Genomic DNA, 15,811 nt, shown 5'->3' on the forward strand with positions numbered 1-15,811 from the left:
ATAATTCATCCTTTGGTTCTCTGCGCCTTTGCGTTAAAACTCTTGCTCACGATCTTCAATCATTACAATTTCAAAACAAATGTACTAAAATAGATTAATTCGCGCAATCATGGCAAGGTCAATGTGCTATACTGCCGATGAAATGTGCAACTAGAGGAGCGACCGCAATGAGTGCCCCTGCATCTCGGGCTAAAACAACTGCGACACCGCGCCGCGACGATGATCATGAACTGCGCAATTATCGCTTGGAAGAGCGGATAGGCCAGGAAGAGTTAACGACCATCTATCGCGCTCGCCACCTAACCCTTGATCGCCCGGTTGAGGTGCATGTGTTACGCCGTTCAGATTGGGTTTCGGTCAGCCGATTTGGGCAGGCCGCCCGTTTGGCTGCTCGGCTCAAACATCCAACAATTGTGCCAGTGATTGATGCTGGCCACGATGATCGGTTTGGTTACTATTTGGTTACGCCGCCGCTCGGTGGGCGCTTGTTGCAAGAGGTGCTTGAAGATGGGGCGCTCTCAATTGGCGATGCTGTGCGTATTTTCAGCGATATTGCCAAAGCCCTCGACACAATTCACGCCGAAAAAATCGTGCATCGCGATATTCAGCCAGGTACAATTGTCGTTACCGAGGCGATCCATGATCAAGCAGTTACTCGCCATGGCTTTTTGACCAACTTTAGCTTGGCTTGGAGCAGCGATGGGCCAGATCTTTCGCAACTTGAAGAGGCTGATTATTTGACGGCTTACGCTCCACCAGAGCAAGATTTTAAGCAAAATGCCACCGAACCAAGCCTTGATATTTATGCCTTGGGGGCAGTGCTTTACCATATGTTAACGGGTGAAGTGCCACCAGCCCCCGGCCAAACCCCCAAATCGTTAGGCGATTTCAATGTAGCCTTAGCTCCAGCTGATCGAGTGTTACGGCGTTTGCTCTCACCTCAAGCCTCAGTGCGTTATAGTTCGGCTAATCAGGCTGCGGCAGCCTTACGTCAAGCCTTGCGCGAAGCCTTACCCGCTGAAACCAGCACGACCCTTGCGCCAATCGCCGCCAGCAGCGTGGAAAGCGAATGGCTTGAAAATCCAGTTGAAACAGTGTTGGTAGGGATTCTCGATGGCGATTTTGTGCAGCGTGGCCGCGAGTGGGGTCGCCAATTGCATGAGCCAACTAATTTGCGCAGTGTACTCAATCGCTGGAGCGGCCAAAATATGCTGCGGCGGCGCGATTTGGGCAACGCGCTTGTGCCCGAACGGGTGGTCAGCTATAACTTTTATACCTACGAACTACGGGCCTATTATGAAACCCGCACCACGCCAGAGCCACGCGAAAAGCCCTATCAAGGCAGTCGCATCAGCACTAGCCAAAATCCACCTGGAGTTTGGCAAGTGATTTTGCCTGATCCTCAGCCATTTGACGAAATTCGCCCAACTGAGATGATTATTCCCAACTCCGAGCGGGTTGAGATGTGTATTTATTGTGGTGGCAAGGGCGATTTACACTGTACCAAATGTCATGGCCGTGGCTTGCTCGAAACCAAACGGGTGCAAACCAATCCCGATGGAACCAAAGAGCGCCGCACGGTCACGCTCGATTGCCCTGAATGCGAAGGTGAGGGCCAAGCCGATTGTGGGCGTTGCCAAGGTTCGGGCCAAGTTTTGACCGAAGATGTCTTTTATTGGTCGCGTTGGGGCAAACTTTGGGAAAACACCGATGACGAAGCAGGCTTGCCGCTAGCCGATATTCGCGAAAAATCGCAGCAAGTCTATACTGCCCAAATTGATGTGCGCGATACCAAATGGCATGCGATTGCGCCATTGCATGAATTATTGCAAGCTGCCGAAAATGTCGATGCTGATCAGCAAACCCGCTTGTTGCATGCCGAATTAACCATTCATGGCACGCCCGTAACCGAAGTCGATTATACCGAGCGCAATCAAGCCCATACCTTATATATGATTGGCTTTGAGCCAACGATTATTCGTGGCAACTTTACCTTGTTTGATCGCGAACGCATTGTGTTATATAGCGTGATTGGGGTTTTAGTGTTGATTGCAGTTATTGGATTTTTGATCTTTTAAGCTAAACGTGCCGTCCTCAATTTCTTCCTCCTAATCGAGGACGGCGCAACCCTCACTCAATCCTTCAATCCCACAAGCGCTGTTGTTTGCTTTGCTGCATCGTAATTATCCTTTAGCGTTGATAGAGCCGCATAAACCCAACTCGACTTTGTGGTTGCAGTTGCAAGGGTGTGTCTAAATTATGCACAGCCACCCCATCGAGCATGAGCCAACAATCGCCAGCCCGAAATGCGGCCTCAGCTTGGCTGCGCACATGTTCAGCAGCAATCATGGTGTTTGGCGTGGGTTTGGCAATCAAATAATTAAGTGCAATACTCGGAATATTGGCTTGCTGGCTTTGGCTTAGTTCGTGGTGTACATGCTCTTGCAGCAATTGCCGCGCTGAAATTTGGCCTGTTGGCAGGGGAATCAGGCTTGGTGCGGTGCGAAGTTCATTGCCAAGGCCTAGTAGGTGGGTGGTCACTGCGACACAGTTCATACTCATAACACATCCTTCAACACAATTTGCGTGACGAACTAGAGCATAGCGTAGGTTTGTGTCAACCAGTGTCACAAAGCAGGGCAAAAGGCAGAAATCAAAAGGCAAAAGCATAGAGATCAGGATTCCGACATCAGAGAGTTGTAGCACAAGGAACACAGAGCATAGAACATCCAAATCATTCAAATCTGTGTGAATCTGTGGCTAACAAATTAAAGCATTCATGTTCTTCGTGGTTAAAAACCCAATCACGCCGGGAAGATCAGGCCATGATCAACATGCATTCGGGTGATTTGGCTCAGAAAATTAGGCGAAAAATCATCAAGATCAGTAGCAGTGATCAGGGTTTGTTGCTGGGGACGCACAATTGTGGTCAATAGATGTTCGCGGCGTTTTTGATCAAGCTCTGAAAGCAAATCATCGAGCAGCAGAACAGGCCGATCGCCCGTGCGACTATGCATCAATTCGGCTTCGGCCAACCGTAAAGCCAAGGTCGAGGCTCGTTGCTGGCCACGCGAGCCAAAGCTGCCGACTTCACGCTCCGCCAATTGAATCGAAAGATCATCGCGATGTGGGCCGATTAACGTCACGCCACGTTCGCGCTCTTCACGACGTAGCTGCTTCAAGGCTGCTTGAAAACTTGGCACATCGTGAGCAGGCGTTGTATCTAAGTAGTTCAAACGTAAATCTAAATCGCTGCCGCTAATCTCGGCATACAAGCGTTGCGCAAGCTGGTCAAGCGTGGTGACGGCGCGGCGACGTTCGCGCAGCACATACACCCCAGCTTTGGCTAGCTCCTCATCCCAAAATGCTAGATCTTGTTCGCTGGCAGCGCGACCACGCTCACGACTGGTTCGCAATAGACCGTTGCGTTGGGTTAGCACTTGGTTGTAGCGCGAAAGGGCGCGAACATAACGGCCATCGATCTGCGAAAGCGTGACATCGAGATAGCGTCGCCGCTCAGCAGGCGCACCCGTGACTAACTCTAAATCTTGCGGCGCGAACATCACCACCCGTAACTGACCAATCAGATCGAGCGCTCGCCGAGCTATTTTATTGATCCGAATGGTTTTGCTGGTGGTAGGGGCTAAATCGCCATCAGCGCCAAATTTGCGTTGCAGCACAATTTCAATCGTTTGCATTTCGGCCTCTGGTTGCGGTTGCAAGCTGGCGGCCAAGCGAGCAAATGGCGGTAAGCCAAGATCGCCTGCTGCTTCAAGGGCAATTAATTCACGTTCAACCGAGGCCCGTAAAGAGCGAGTTGTAGCCAAATAGTATAATGCTTCCAGAATCGTTGTTTTGCCCGCTGCATTGGCCCCATAGAACAAACACACGCCTGGAGGCAAGGCTAAATTGAGGCTGCGATAAATTCGAAAGTCTTGGAGTTGCAGGCGAGAAACATACATACACGGTCACCCAAACGCTAAAATGCAAACAATAGAGCTATTTTAAACCCAAACCTGATTAATAAAAAGTCAAATTCACCTTTTTAGGCAAGGAATCCGCCATGCAATCGATCGATCGCTTAATGATGAGCTTTGCTGGGCAATGGTCGGTTGATTTTCGCAGTTGCACTGGAGCAATTTATTATCAATATCAACCAAGCTTGCAATTACCGTCGGCCAGTTTGATCAAATTGTTCTTGGCTTGGCAATGGTATACAACCAATCAGCCTGGATTCGACGTATTGATTAGTGAACAGCTGATTGTTGATCTTGATGGCTCGTTGGCGCAGGCGATTGGTAGCAAGTTTAGCAGCGATCACATGATTTATCTCATGCTCAATCAATCGGAAAACAACGCCACCAATGTGTTGTTAGCCCAATTGGGCGGAATTCAGGCGGCAAACAGTTGGTTGCAGCAAGCGGGCTATCAGGCAACGCGCTGGGGGCGGGTCATGCTCGATTTTCAGGCCCGTCAGCAGGGCTTGGAAAACTATACTAGCGCCGAGGAGCTAACTAGGCTGTTACACACCATGACCGATGCCATAGCCAAGGGGGGATCAATGGCTAGTACCCTCGTAAAGAGTCTCGTTAACTCAGCGAGTGACGATAAAATAGCTGCAAGCTTACCACCAGCGGTAGTATGCGCCCACAAATCGGGGGAGCTAGCCGACGTTGAACACGACGCAGCATTAATCTACAGCGCTGGCATGTGGGATAGTTTGGTAATCATGGCAGCGGCAGTACCCGACCCAACTACCGCCCGTCAACAGATTCGCCAGCTAACCAGCGAACTCTGGCCCAATAAAAAACCTGTTCCACCGCAGGGGTGAAACAGGAAACATGGGTGGGGGATTAAATGGCTATTGGCCTATTGCGGGCCGTAGATATCAAGCGCAATATTATTACGATTGCTCGGATCAATTTTGACTGGCAAGACTGCGCCGGGCTGAAATTGTGGAATCGATATCATGGGAATAACCGCCTTGGTTTCGGTCTGATACTGGCCTAATGGGCCATCAATTTGCAAAACTAAGCCAATTTGCGGATTATTATTGACCATCATGCCAGTTTGATAAACATTGATAATCGTGGCTTGGCCTGGTAAACCTTGTTGCAACAACTTCTTATTCGGGCCAAAAGCACGTCGGAGGACAACAATCAGCACAAAACTGAAAACCAAACCGCCAATCGTCCAAATCATGATCGAGTTCATGGTGTCATTAACTAGGTTCTGCATAACCACCTCCATAGCGAAAAAGTACTAAGAAGACCAGTACCGTGGTGTACGTGCTAAAGGTTGAAATGTCGCAGCTAGCTAGATGGCTATTGTATGCTTAACAATCAGCAAAGTCGAGAGCTAATTTTGACCCATTCCGAGGCTTTACTGATCTCTTTACATTGATTTTAGCAATACGGTATACTAATCAGAATCGTATACCTGCGCAGGGACTATTCCATGCTGAATGTGCCATCTGTTGCATCATCATCACTTGATCCAGAGGTTGCCTCACCGATTGTTCGTGTTTCCGGCTTAGTCGGGCTGCCGTTTTTACAGCATGGCTTTTCGACCCGAACCTGTGGGAATCTCGCAACCCGTTATGGCCCGCCTGCCGAAGTTGGGGCAGCGCGGCGTACTTTTGCGCGGGTCGCCGGAATTGATGCAGGGCGCGTGGCCCATTTTGCTCTGACCCATAGTTCCCGCGTGGGCTTGGTCAGCGATCCCGATAGTATGCCAATCGATAGCACACCGCATCGGATTTCGGTGCGCGGTTTGTTGGCCGATGCCTCACCGCGCGATCTGAGTTTTATCAATGCTCAAGGCATTCCCAATCAACAAGGGGTCGATAGCCTGATCACCACGACCCGCAATTTGGCGCTGTTTATGGTGGTCGGTGATGCTGCTCCGGTGATTATTACCACGCGCCAAGGCAAGGCGGTGGCCTTAGTCAACGTTGGCTTGGTTGGCACGGTCAACAATGTTTTAGAGAATACGATTGAGGCATTGTGCCATTTGGTTGCCTGCCAACCTAGCGATTTGGTGGTCGGCATCGGCCCAACCGTTGGCCCATGTTGCTATGCCCTCGCCCAATCGCTGACATGGGCACAGGTTGTTTCTCCGGCCTTCTTTCAACGCCACGGCCCCAACGCCCCAGGCATTATCATCCGCGATGAACAATATTTCTTCGATTTACCTCGCATGATTGGTCATATACTCGAACAAACTGGCGTACAAACCAGCAATATTCACTCAATCGACCTTTGCACTGCTTGCCCTGATACCGCCTTTTTTGGCCATTACGCCGGAGTTGCTGGGCGTTTCGGGGCGTTAGTAGCATTACGTTAGATGTTCGGCAAACAAGCCCAAAATCAGCTCAGGTCGAAATAATAACGGTGCAGGAATGATGATCCAACTCAATGTCCAACTTGCTTGGCGGCGATCTGACTGGCGTAACCAAGCCCGCACGCTGCGTAGCCGCTCCAGACTAGTCGCCCCAATTTGCACCACAAAATAGCCGAGTGGCCAGCCCCAACCACCTGCCGCCGGATAGCTCAACAGCAATTCATGCAACAAGCCTGATGCGATAAAGACCACTGCCGCCGCCCAGCGCCAACCAATGATTGGCTTGAGTGGTTGCCAAAACACCAAACTCAACACCGTATGCACCGCTAAATTCCAGCGCTTGCCCCACCATTCGCTAACCGAACGCGCATAAATTGGTTGCAAAAATAAGGGTTGAACTTGCCAGCCAAAAGCCTGCCAGAGCGCCAAATACAGCCGCGTAACCCCAAAAAAGAGGCCAATTACCAAGCCGACCAAGGCTAGCCAGCAGCGCCAAAGCAGCCATAGATCGGTATTTGGGGCAGGCAACCACCAAGCCAGCAAGCCAATCGCTAGCCCTAAACCTAGCCATAATGCGCCAATCAGCAGGTTTTTGCGCCAAGCAAGATCAGGCTGGCGCGGCAATTCCCATGGCTCAAGCTCCATCCCCAGCCACAAAATAAACCCCAAACTCCGCCAAAAACCAAGTTGTTTGATCTGGGCATGCGGGCTATAGAGCAAACGCCACCCTTTAAATGCGAGGTAAGATGGAATCCAGGTGGCGAAAATCCGGCCCCAAATTTGCCATGGTTGACTCAGCCAAAGCCCATTGCCTATCGCAAATAAGGCTAAAAACCAAGCTGCCCAGCGTCGTTGCTGAGCATCTCGGAGTAGCTGTGGCAGGCTCAACAGCGCCAGCCCAGTGCTAGATAAAACACCAATTAACCAAAGCACCCTCATCGAGCGTCGTTGCCTTGAATTGGCTCAAGCCGCAAGATCGCTTGGCGCAATTGGGCCATATAATCCATTTCTTCAAGGTCGAGGTTGGCGCGTTCGACCGCCAATTGGCTTAAACTGACCAAACCGCGCTCAGGATCGTTGACTTTGCGCTCCCACTGCTCACTGGTTAGGCTGCGCAACAAGCCCAAGCTGGTTTCGCGGCTATCCATAAAGCTACCAAGCTCCTCGGCTGGATTGAGCACAAACGCCTTAGGGTAGCGATTGAAAATCGTGTTGAGGCTGGGATTTTCAGCTTTCAAGGCTTTTTCGAAAACTTCGATTAATTCAGCTTCGCCACGGCGGAGGCTGGCAATCACATGGGCCAACGAACGCTCAAAACCTTGCGGTCGCTCTTGTTGAACATCAGGTTGCAAGCCCGAAACTCGGACTCGCACATTATCGAGTGTGCTGGCCATGACTGATAAAGCCCATAATTCGTTATGAATCGGATCGTAAACATCTGAATGTGCCATGATCAAATATCCCCTTAATTGGCAATCGACATGCAGTGCTAAGTATAGCAAAGACTCGCCATTTGGCAGCGGATTGGCTAACGATCGATTGGTAATAGTCACATGCCAGATAACTGCTCTATATCTACAAATGTATTACTCATCCACAGAATGAATTTTAGGGGGTGCAGGGGGATGAAAACCCCCTGCGTTTCCCTCCAGTGGAGGGACGGAAGGGAGGAGAATCTTAAGTAGATATTAAAAAATTGAGCCTATAAATCCTTGATTAATAAGCCTAAACTACTTGCCGCGCAACCCAAAAAACTGTATCATACCCGTAGATTCCACCACAGTGCATAAACGGGAGCCTTCATGCAGGTTTTTGTCCACCTCGATGAGTTATTAACACCAGCCTTGCTTCAACAACATCAACGCCATATCGTTGATTTTTTGGAGATGGAAGGCATTACGCCTGAGGCCGAGGTTGGGCGAACCAAAGTCAATGAACGCACCGCCAAAGAATTACTAGCTGAATTAGCCCATGATCTGGATCAAGCACCAGAAAACGAATAATTGATCAATTCCCTCACCCCAGCCTTTCTCCTTACAAGGGTAGGTTTTTAAAATGGTTGGGTGGGATTCGCAGTCAATGAGCGTTCCCTCACCCCCTCTCCCGCAGAGCGAGGCGAGGGGGAACTGCCAGGCTAAAACCCCCTCTCCCACCGCAGTGGGAGAGGGGTTGGGGTGAGGGAACGTCCAATACCCGCACTTCACTCTCCAACTAGCTTGCTTGCTAACCACAGCCGTTGTCGTTCGCCGTTGAATTGTTGCAAAGGTCTTGGAGGTAGCCAATGTCATTTCGTAATCTGGGTGAGTTGTTTCGCGAGCGGTCACAAGCCTTTGCCCATCTCAATCGCTGGCGAACTCGCCGCAATGGCGAATGGATTACCTGCACCAACGCCGAACATCAACGCCATGTCTATCAGTTGATGGCAGGTTTTCAACAGTTGGGGTTGCAAAAAGGCGATCGCGTGGGCATTATGTCCAATACCAGCGTTGATTGGGTCGAATCGGATTGGGCTTTGGTCTGTTCAGGCGCTGTGCCAGTTTCAATTTATCCCTCGTTGATGGCCGATACGGTGGCCTTTATTGCCCAAGATGCCGACCTCAAATTTTTGTTGATCGAAAATCGCGAGCAATACGATAAATTGCAAAAGGTCCGCTCGCAGCTTGAGCATATCGAACGGGTAATTATTTTTGATGGCCGGGATTTGCCCAGTGATGACCCATGGATTTTATCGCTAACCAGTTTGCGGCGCATGGCCACCAGCGATGCAACCGCCCAAGAGGTTTTTGCCACCAACTGCGCCCAACAGATCGAGCCAGAAGATTTGGCGACAATTGTCTATACCTCGGGCACAACTGGCAATCCCAAAGGCGCAATGTTGGCGCATCGCGCCTTGCTTGGCGAACTAACCGCGATTCGCACGACTATGGCCATGCAAGCTGGTGATGATGATGTGTTATTTTTGCCAGCCGCGCATATTTTTGGCCGCTTGCAACATATGTGTGGGGTCGATAATGGCCTTAACACCGCAATCATCGAATCGATCAAACAAGTGCTTGAAGATGTGCAAGCAATCAAACCAACCTTTTTCTTCAGCGTCCCGCGCATGTACGAAAAGATTTTCAGCACAGCCCAGGCTCGCGCCGAAGCCAGCCCAATTCGCAAACGGATTTTTGCCTGGGCGCTGGCGATCGCCCGTCAAATGAGCCGCTACAAAGGCCAAAAAGCAGCGGTTCCGGCAGCATTCAAGCTGAAATATGCCTTGGCTGATCGCTTAGTGTTTAAGAAGGTTCGTGCCTTACTTGGCGGCAATATTCGCTATGCAATTACTGGCGGCGCTCCGCTCGATATCGAAATTTTGGAATTTTTCAATGGTGCGGGTGTGCTGTTACTCGAAGGTTGGGGCTTGACCGAAACATCTGCTGCGGTAACCGCCAATCGCCCTGATGATTATCGGCTAGGCACGGTTGGCAAGGTGTTTCCTGGCAACGAAATCAAAATCGCTGACGATGGCGAAGTGCTGGTGCGCGGTAATCTAATTCTAAGTGGCTACTATAATAATCCGCAAAAAACCAACGAAGCCTTGATCGATGGCTGGTTTCACACCGGCGACATCGGCAAAATTGATGCTGATGGCTTCTTGAGCATTGTTGATCGCAAAAAAGATTTGCTAATTACCGCGTCGGGCAAAAATATTGCGCCGCAAGCCGTCGAAGCTGCCTTCAAAAATAGCCCGTACATCTCGCAGTGTGCCGTCTTTGGTGATCGCCGACCCTATTTGGTGGCATTGTTCACGCTCGATATGGAAGCCGTCACCGCTTGGGCTAATCGTGAGCATGTGCCAGTTGATGCTAATCTGCATAAGCATCCTAAATTAGTTGCTGCGATTGAACACGAAGTGCAAACAATCAACCCAACCTTGCCTTCATTCGAGCAAATTAAGGCCTATGAAATTTTGCCCGAAGATTTTACCATTGAAAACGATTTGCTCACGCCAACGCTCAAAATTCGTCGCCGCCAAATCTACGAACGCTTCGCCAAGAGTTTTGAGCAATTGTACAAACGTTAGAGGATTTTGTGATTACGATTGAAACTTTAGCGATCGGCCAGCCCCAAACCTACCACGATGCCAAAGGCGCTTGGTCATCGGCGATTGGCCGCCAAGCGATCACGACACCTGTGCGCTTGGAGCAATTGGGCCATGTTGGTGATGCGGTGGCCGACACCAAAAACCATGGTGGCCCCGATAAAGCAGTGTGTTGCCAGCCCGCTAGCCATTACCCACTGTGGCAAGCAGAATATGGCTTAGCCAATGATCACCCGATGTTGCAAGCCAGCGGTATCGGCGAAAATTGGACGCTCAGCAACGTAACCGAGCAAGATGTGTGTATTGGCGATCAGTTCAAGGTTGGTAGCGCGATTGTGCAAATTTGTGCGCCACGCTACCCCTGCACCAAACAAGATCGCAAGCTTGGCCTCGATGGTTTGCAACAACGCACAATTGCTACCTTGCGCAGTGGTTTTTATCTGCGGGTTTTACAAGCAGGCGAGGTTCAAGTTGGCGATGGATTGGAGTTGATCGAGCGTCCACATCCCACGATTACGGTGCATAAAGTCAATCAACATCTGCATCACGAGCGCGATCAAGCCTTTGGTCGCCAACTGTTGGTGGTGGACGAACTGGCTGCTAGTTGGAAACGAATTATTCAAATGATTATTCCCAGCTTGGCGCAGTAAGCATGCCCTAACCCCGCTGAGCGAGGGGAATCACCAAACCAAAAGCCCCTCGCCCGCCGCCGTGGGCGAGGGGTTGGGGGTGAGGGAATGTCAATCTAGTAGCAGTTGATCTAGCTCGGCCAGCATTGCCACCCGTGCGGTTGCAGGTAAACCAGCGGCAATATGGCCTTGGGCAATCGCAGTTAATTCAGGTCCGCATTCAGCCGCCGTTAATGCTCGAAAGCCCAAACGTGCGTAAAACAAAGCATTCCAGGCAATATCGTTGAAAGTCAGCAAGCTCATGTGGCGATAACCCTGCTGCTTGCCCCACGCTGCCACAGCCTTAATCAACCCTCGCCCCAAGCCGCGCTGCCCATGCTCGGGGTGGACATCCAGTTCACTCAGATATACCTCACCATCGACGATTTTGGCGAGTGCAAAGCCAACAGGTGTAGTGTGTATATCGACAGCAACCCAAACCCCATCCCAACTGAAATACGCCGCTAAATCTTCCAATGTGGCTGGCGGCCATGCGGCGATAAAGGCATACTGGGTTGGCAAAAAAAGCTGGGCGGCGGCAACTTCAATCGCTGGCAACATGCTTAATTCGGCCTGAGTTGGCCGTCGAATCGTATAATTTGGCTGCATCGCCCCTCCTCAAAACTAAATTTACTCTGGAAACTGCCACACCTGAATCTCATAGAAGAGCAAAGTTGCCAAAATAGGCTTTGAGGGATGCCACTCAACCGTGACATAGATCAAATCCTTATTAGTTAACGGATGAATCTCAAATTCTTGAGTATGATGGTTAAAAAAATTCAATCTCCCAATCGTATATAAAACCGTATAATCGCCTCGAGGGCTACTCTTAGGAATTCTTCCACTGAATTCAGCCAATTCAATTGTTTTTATAATGCCATTCTGCCAAATTTCAAGTTCTTTATCATTATTTTCACCAGCTCCAACAATACGATTATGGTTTGAGTCTATATCAACCGCATATTGTTCATCTTCAAATAATCGTATCCATTCTTCAGTTATTGTATTAAATGTGTAAATTCTATTGGTTACGTTAACAATAATATTAACTTGATTAATCCATTTCATTTGTGTAGTATAGCCAAATTTTGTTGGAAATCGCCTAATTTTTGTGCCATATTCATCAAATAATACAATTTGATTGTAATATTCGCCATTATAGGCATAATAATCAATAACGGCTAATTCATTAGTCTGTTGATTCCAACTAAGTTGCTGAAATGCAGACTCAATACCATTATTGATTCGTTTGATGATCGTGCCATCAGCAGACCACAAAACCAGCGCTTGACGATACGACACCGCCAAAATATCCTTGGTTGGATGCCATTCGAGATCATCAATTGTATTAAATGCATCAATGTTAACCGCTAGTTGCCGTAGGCGCTTACCATCCACGGTATAGATCGAAACAACCGATTGATCTTCTTTGTTTAAGTCAAGATGAGCAACGGCCAATCGATCGCCACGCGAATTCCAAGCAAACTCGCTGCCAGCTTCTGGTAGTTTAATCGTATGCACCAAGGTTGGTTTATCCACAGGTGCTAGTTGCTCAAGCGTAAATGGACGACTCGCCCAATAGAAGTAGCCAGCGGCACTAGCAAGCACGGCTAGCAACATGCCAATGCTCAGCACAGTATGCCAACGAATTCGGGTTTGCATTATCAATTCCTCTCGTGGTTACTCAGGAAACTGCCACAACTGAATCTCATCAGTGAGCAGAATTGCCAAAATTAGCTTAGACGGATGCCAAGCAACATAGTAAATCGTTTCATCAAACTTAATCGTAGGGTATAATTCAAAGTTATGGCTTTGATGATTCAACATTCGCAATTCAGATGTTGGTTGATAGATAATCGTATGGTTACTGGCAGGGTTAATCGCAAGAACATCACCAGCTATCCGATCAACTGGCAATTCAGTTAGTTGATTATTCTTCCATAGAGTAATAGCTTTTAGCGATGTTGGAACGGCAGCAATAGTATGATGCTGTTGATCAACATCCATTTCGGCATATTTACCTGCAATTAAGCTACTTAATATTTCTTTTTCGGTATCTAATACAAGAATTTCGTCGTTAGCAGTATGGATTACAATCTGATTTTCATCCAACCATTTGATATCTCGTGTAAAATTAATTGATTGAGATATTTGTTTAATCAATGCACCTGTATCATCAAATAGGGCAATTTGATGATAGTATTTACGATCAAATGCATAATATTGATTAACTGCTAATTGTTCGGTTTGTTGATTCCAATCTATATCCCAAAACGCAAATGTTATGTCACTATTAATTTGTTTGATGATCGTGCCATCGGCTGACCATAACACCAATCTTTCGTCGTAGGCAACAGCCAAAATATCCTTGGTTGGATGCCATTCTAGCTCGTTAATCCCAAGCCCCATAAAAAGGTGGGATCTAAAATCAGCCACGAGTTCACCAGCACTTGAATAAATCAGAATATTATTTTTATCGCTTGATACGGCTAATCGATCGCCACGCGAGTTCCATTGAACAATCCGATCAAATGGTTTTCTAGGGTCAGCTTTGATTGTATGCACTAGGGTTGGTGTATCCACAGGCGCTAGTTGCTCAAGCGTAAATGGTCGGCTTGCCCAATAGAAGTAGCCAGCGGCGCTAGCAAGCACGGCTAGCAACATGCCGATGCTCAACGCGGTGTGCCAACGCGGTTTGAGGTTGGTAAGGATAGGCATATTCTCTCCTACTCAAGCTATCGTTACACAGATCATACAAGACGTTGCTCCAAAATGTTGCATGATTTGCTGGTGGATAAAAAAACTCCCTTGGTACAACGACCAAAGGAGTGCAACCTACGCCAGACTTAGGCGGTTGGCGGGCGCAGATAGGTACGATCGGGTAAGCTGGCTAGCTCACTCTCCTCGTTTTCAGCATCATCCTCTAAAACAGGCATGGGTGCTTGAAATTGCTGCAGGGCATCGAGCACTTTGCTGACATTCTGCATCAAATCGCGAATTTCTTGGCGTAGCTCGTGTTCTTCGTGCAACGCTTCGCCAAACGGCCACGATTGACGGCCAGTCACCGTGCCAACAAAAGCCATATATTCGCCAGTGAAATGCAATTGCACATCAATATCGAGCGGCTGAAAATCAAAAGTTTTGTCTTTGGTTGCAATCTGAATCGCTTCGGTCAATTGGGGAATATTGACGACATTGAAGCGTTGTTCTTCAGTTAATGGAATCGCATAGGTCAGATCAAAATCGAGATCAACGTTGTAGGCACAGCCTTCAATTGCGTGCAAACATGGCTCGTCACTATCATGATACAGCGCACAAATGGCATCACTGCCCATCACCGAAATCGCCGTAAGCGCAGCATCCCAGGTAAAACTAATCGTCGCAACCACATGTTCCATATGGTGATCGCGCTGCTTGGCAGGCTGACAACTAATGCTCAACGTCCGCGATAACGAATGTGGATCTAGCTGTTCCTGCGAAAATTGAATCGCCAAACCTGCTCGCTCCGCCTCGCTAATTAATACTGTCACCACCGCTTCATACGTTAACATCTTCGCTCCTTTCAGCGAGGCTTGTTTTGTTCATGGTCATTATAGCACTCTCAACCATGGCTCAACACTCGCCGCACGGATGTTAACACACTATGCCAAAACTGCTGCTAAAAAGCGATCGGTCACATGCTCCCAAGCATATTGTTGAACATGCTGCAAACCATAATCGCGGTAGCGCTGTTGTAGCTCGGGGTTTTGCAATAGCTCAATCAACGCCTCGGCGATTGCCGTTACATCGCTTGGCTCCACCAACGTGCCAGCCTGACCATGCGGCACAACCTCGGGAATCGCCGCAGCATTGGTGCTGACAATTGGCAAGCCACTAGCCATCGCCTCTAAAAAGACGATCCCAAAGCCTTCTTGGACGCTGGGCAAGCAGAAAATGCTGCTGCGCCCATACCACGCTCGCACTTCAGCATCATCGGCAATCGCGCCGAGCATGCGCACCGAGCTTTCGAGATTATAGGCTCGTACCACGCCACGCAACATATCGTGGTCAGGGCCATCGCCGATGATCACCAATTGGGCTTGGGGCACTTGTTCGATCACGCTGGCAAAGGCCCGAATCAAGTCAATCACATGTTTGCGTGGATATTGGCGGGCCACACATAGCACCGTCCATGGATCGCGCTGGCTACTGTGGGCTTGCTCCTGCCACAAACTCAAATCGATGCCCTCGGGCACAATCCCAATCTTGCTGATCGTCACAGCATAATGCGCATGAATCATCTGGCGGCAATATTCGCTGGTTGAAATAACCTTGGGGGCACGCCGCGCATTGATCAATTCAATCCGCGAGAGCGACCAGAGCAACGCCCGAATAAAGCCTTGTTCATGGCGCTGTTCTTCGGCAATTACGCCTTTGATGCTACAGATATAGGGCACATTTAAGCGCTGGGCAACTCGGAATCCATCAATATCAAAACCAACCACCAAATCATAGCGGTGGTTGGCAAGGCGACGCGGCAATTGCCAATTGTAATAAAGGCGGCGCAAGGTTAAATTACGCGGCCAATTGCCAGTTGGCACAATCCGATCAACTACATGGCCACGGGCTTGCAAGGTACGCGCTAAACCGCCGATTGCCGCCGCCGTGCCGCTGCCATCAACCACCGCCTGTAACCACGAATCCAAGAACGCAATTCGCAATTGCTGCATAGCACCTA

16 protein-coding genes are annotated in these 15,811 nt (G+C 49.2%); 6 read left to right on the forward strand and 10 right to left on the reverse strand.

Annotation, left to right across the window (positions count from 1 at the left end; all coding sequences use genetic code 11):
- Window positions 1–167: 167 nt before the first annotated feature.
- A complete protein-coding gene (locus tag DEF47_RS07815; protein WP_012191250.1) occupies window positions 168–2,078 on the forward strand; it encodes a serine/threonine-protein kinase in 1,911 nt (636 codons plus the stop codon).
- A 112-nt stretch (window positions 2,079–2,190) separates the two neighbouring features.
- Here the strand turns inward: DEF47_RS07815 and DEF47_RS07820 are convergent, their stop codons facing one another.
- Complete coding sequence (locus DEF47_RS07820) at window positions 2,191–2,562, reverse strand: hypothetical protein (protein ID WP_012191251.1); 372 nt, start codon at window positions 2,560–2,562, stop codon at window positions 2,191–2,193.
- A 242-nt stretch (window positions 2,563–2,804) separates the two neighbouring features.
- Window positions 2,805–3,962 carry a DNA replication/repair protein RecF gene (gene recF, locus DEF47_RS07825; RefSeq protein WP_012191252.1) on the reverse strand — a complete coding sequence of 386 codons (1,158 nt, stop codon included), beginning with the start codon at window positions 3,960–3,962 and terminating at the stop codon, window positions 2,805–2,807.
- Between the two features lie 101 nt (window positions 3,963–4,063).
- On the opposite strand from recF, the gene DEF47_RS07830 reads away from it, so the two are divergent.
- The gene (locus tag DEF47_RS07830; RefSeq protein WP_012191253.1) at window positions 4,064–4,831 is read left to right on the forward strand and encodes a serine hydrolase; all 768 of its coding nucleotides are present in this window, start codon (window positions 4,064–4,066) and stop codon (window positions 4,829–4,831) included.
- Between the two features lie 38 nt (window positions 4,832–4,869).
- Here the strand turns inward: DEF47_RS07830 and DEF47_RS07835 are convergent, their stop codons facing one another.
- The gene (locus tag DEF47_RS07835) at window positions 4,870–5,238 is read right to left on the reverse strand and encodes a hypothetical protein (RefSeq protein WP_041304704.1); all 369 of its coding nucleotides are present in this window, start codon (window positions 5,236–5,238) and stop codon (window positions 4,870–4,872) included.
- Between the two features lie 219 nt (window positions 5,239–5,457).
- Between DEF47_RS07835 and DEF47_RS07840 the strand changes: the two genes are divergently transcribed.
- The gene (locus DEF47_RS07840; RefSeq protein ID WP_012191255.1) at window positions 5,458–6,345 is read left to right on the forward strand and encodes a purine nucleoside phosphorylase YfiH/LACC1 family protein; all 888 of its coding nucleotides are present in this window, start codon (window positions 5,458–5,460) and stop codon (window positions 6,343–6,345) included.
- On the opposite strand, the gene DEF47_RS07845 is transcribed toward DEF47_RS07840, so the two are convergent.
- Window positions 6,337–7,281: a wax synthase family protein gene (locus DEF47_RS07845; protein WP_012191256.1), complete on the reverse strand. Its 945-nt coding sequence runs from the start codon at window positions 7,279–7,281 to the stop codon at window positions 6,337–6,339. The genes DEF47_RS07840 and DEF47_RS07845 overlap by 9 nt on opposite strands.
- Window positions 7,278–7,793, reverse strand: coding sequence for a DinB family protein (locus DEF47_RS07850; protein WP_012191257.1), 516 nt, complete (start codon window positions 7,791–7,793; stop codon window positions 7,278–7,280). Before DEF47_RS07850 ends, DEF47_RS07845 begins: the two co-directional genes overlap by 4 nt.
- Window positions 7,794–8,144: 351 nt before the next feature.
- Between DEF47_RS07850 and DEF47_RS07855 the strand changes: the two genes are divergently transcribed.
- The 3 genes from DEF47_RS07855 to DEF47_RS07865 all read left to right on the forward strand — a co-directional run bounded on the left by DEF47_RS07855 (window position 8,145) and on the right by DEF47_RS07865 (window position 11,076).
- The gene (locus DEF47_RS07855) at window positions 8,145–8,345 is read left to right on the forward strand and encodes a hypothetical protein (protein WP_012191258.1); all 201 of its coding nucleotides are present in this window, start codon (window positions 8,145–8,147) and stop codon (window positions 8,343–8,345) included.
- Between the two features lie 278 nt (window positions 8,346–8,623).
- Window positions 8,624–10,408, forward strand: coding sequence for an AMP-dependent synthetase/ligase (locus tag DEF47_RS07860; RefSeq protein ID WP_012191259.1), 1,785 nt, complete (start codon window positions 8,624–8,626; stop codon window positions 10,406–10,408).
- Window positions 10,409–10,416: 8 nt separating this feature from the next.
- Complete coding sequence (locus tag DEF47_RS07865; RefSeq protein ID WP_012191260.1) at window positions 10,417–11,076, forward strand: MOSC domain-containing protein; 660 nt, start codon at window positions 10,417–10,419, stop codon at window positions 11,074–11,076.
- A gap of 90 nt (window positions 11,077–11,166) precedes the next feature.
- Here DEF47_RS07865 and DEF47_RS07870 read toward each other — a convergent pair whose 3' ends face one another.
- The 5 genes from DEF47_RS07870 to DEF47_RS07890 all read right to left on the reverse strand — a co-directional run bounded on the left by DEF47_RS07870 (window position 11,167) and on the right by DEF47_RS07890 (window position 15,803).
- Window positions 11,167–11,703, reverse strand: coding sequence for a GNAT family N-acetyltransferase (locus DEF47_RS07870; RefSeq protein ID WP_012191261.1), 537 nt, complete (start codon window positions 11,701–11,703; stop codon window positions 11,167–11,169).
- A 21-nt stretch (window positions 11,704–11,724) separates the two neighbouring features.
- Window positions 11,725–12,756: a hypothetical protein gene (locus tag DEF47_RS07875; protein WP_012191262.1), complete on the reverse strand. Its 1,032-nt coding sequence runs from the start codon at window positions 12,754–12,756 to the stop codon at window positions 11,725–11,727.
- Between the two features lie 18 nt (window positions 12,757–12,774).
- Complete coding sequence (locus DEF47_RS07880) at window positions 12,775–13,812, reverse strand: hypothetical protein (RefSeq protein WP_012191263.1); 1,038 nt, start codon at window positions 13,810–13,812, stop codon at window positions 12,775–12,777.
- 128 nt (window positions 13,813–13,940) lie between these two features.
- The gene (locus DEF47_RS07885; RefSeq protein ID WP_012191264.1) at window positions 13,941–14,645 is read right to left on the reverse strand and encodes a hypothetical protein; all 705 of its coding nucleotides are present in this window, start codon (window positions 14,643–14,645) and stop codon (window positions 13,941–13,943) included.
- A 90-nt stretch (window positions 14,646–14,735) separates the two neighbouring features.
- The gene (locus DEF47_RS07890) at window positions 14,736–15,803 is read right to left on the reverse strand and encodes a glycosyltransferase family 4 protein (RefSeq protein ID WP_012191265.1); all 1,068 of its coding nucleotides are present in this window, start codon (window positions 15,801–15,803) and stop codon (window positions 14,736–14,738) included.
- Between the last annotated feature and the right edge of the window lie 8 nt (window positions 15,804–15,811).

The sequence above is a fragment of the Herpetosiphon sp. genome (assembly GCF_003512625.1).
GTDB lineage: Bacteria > Chloroflexota > Chloroflexia > Chloroflexales > Herpetosiphonaceae > Herpetosiphon > Herpetosiphon aurantiacus.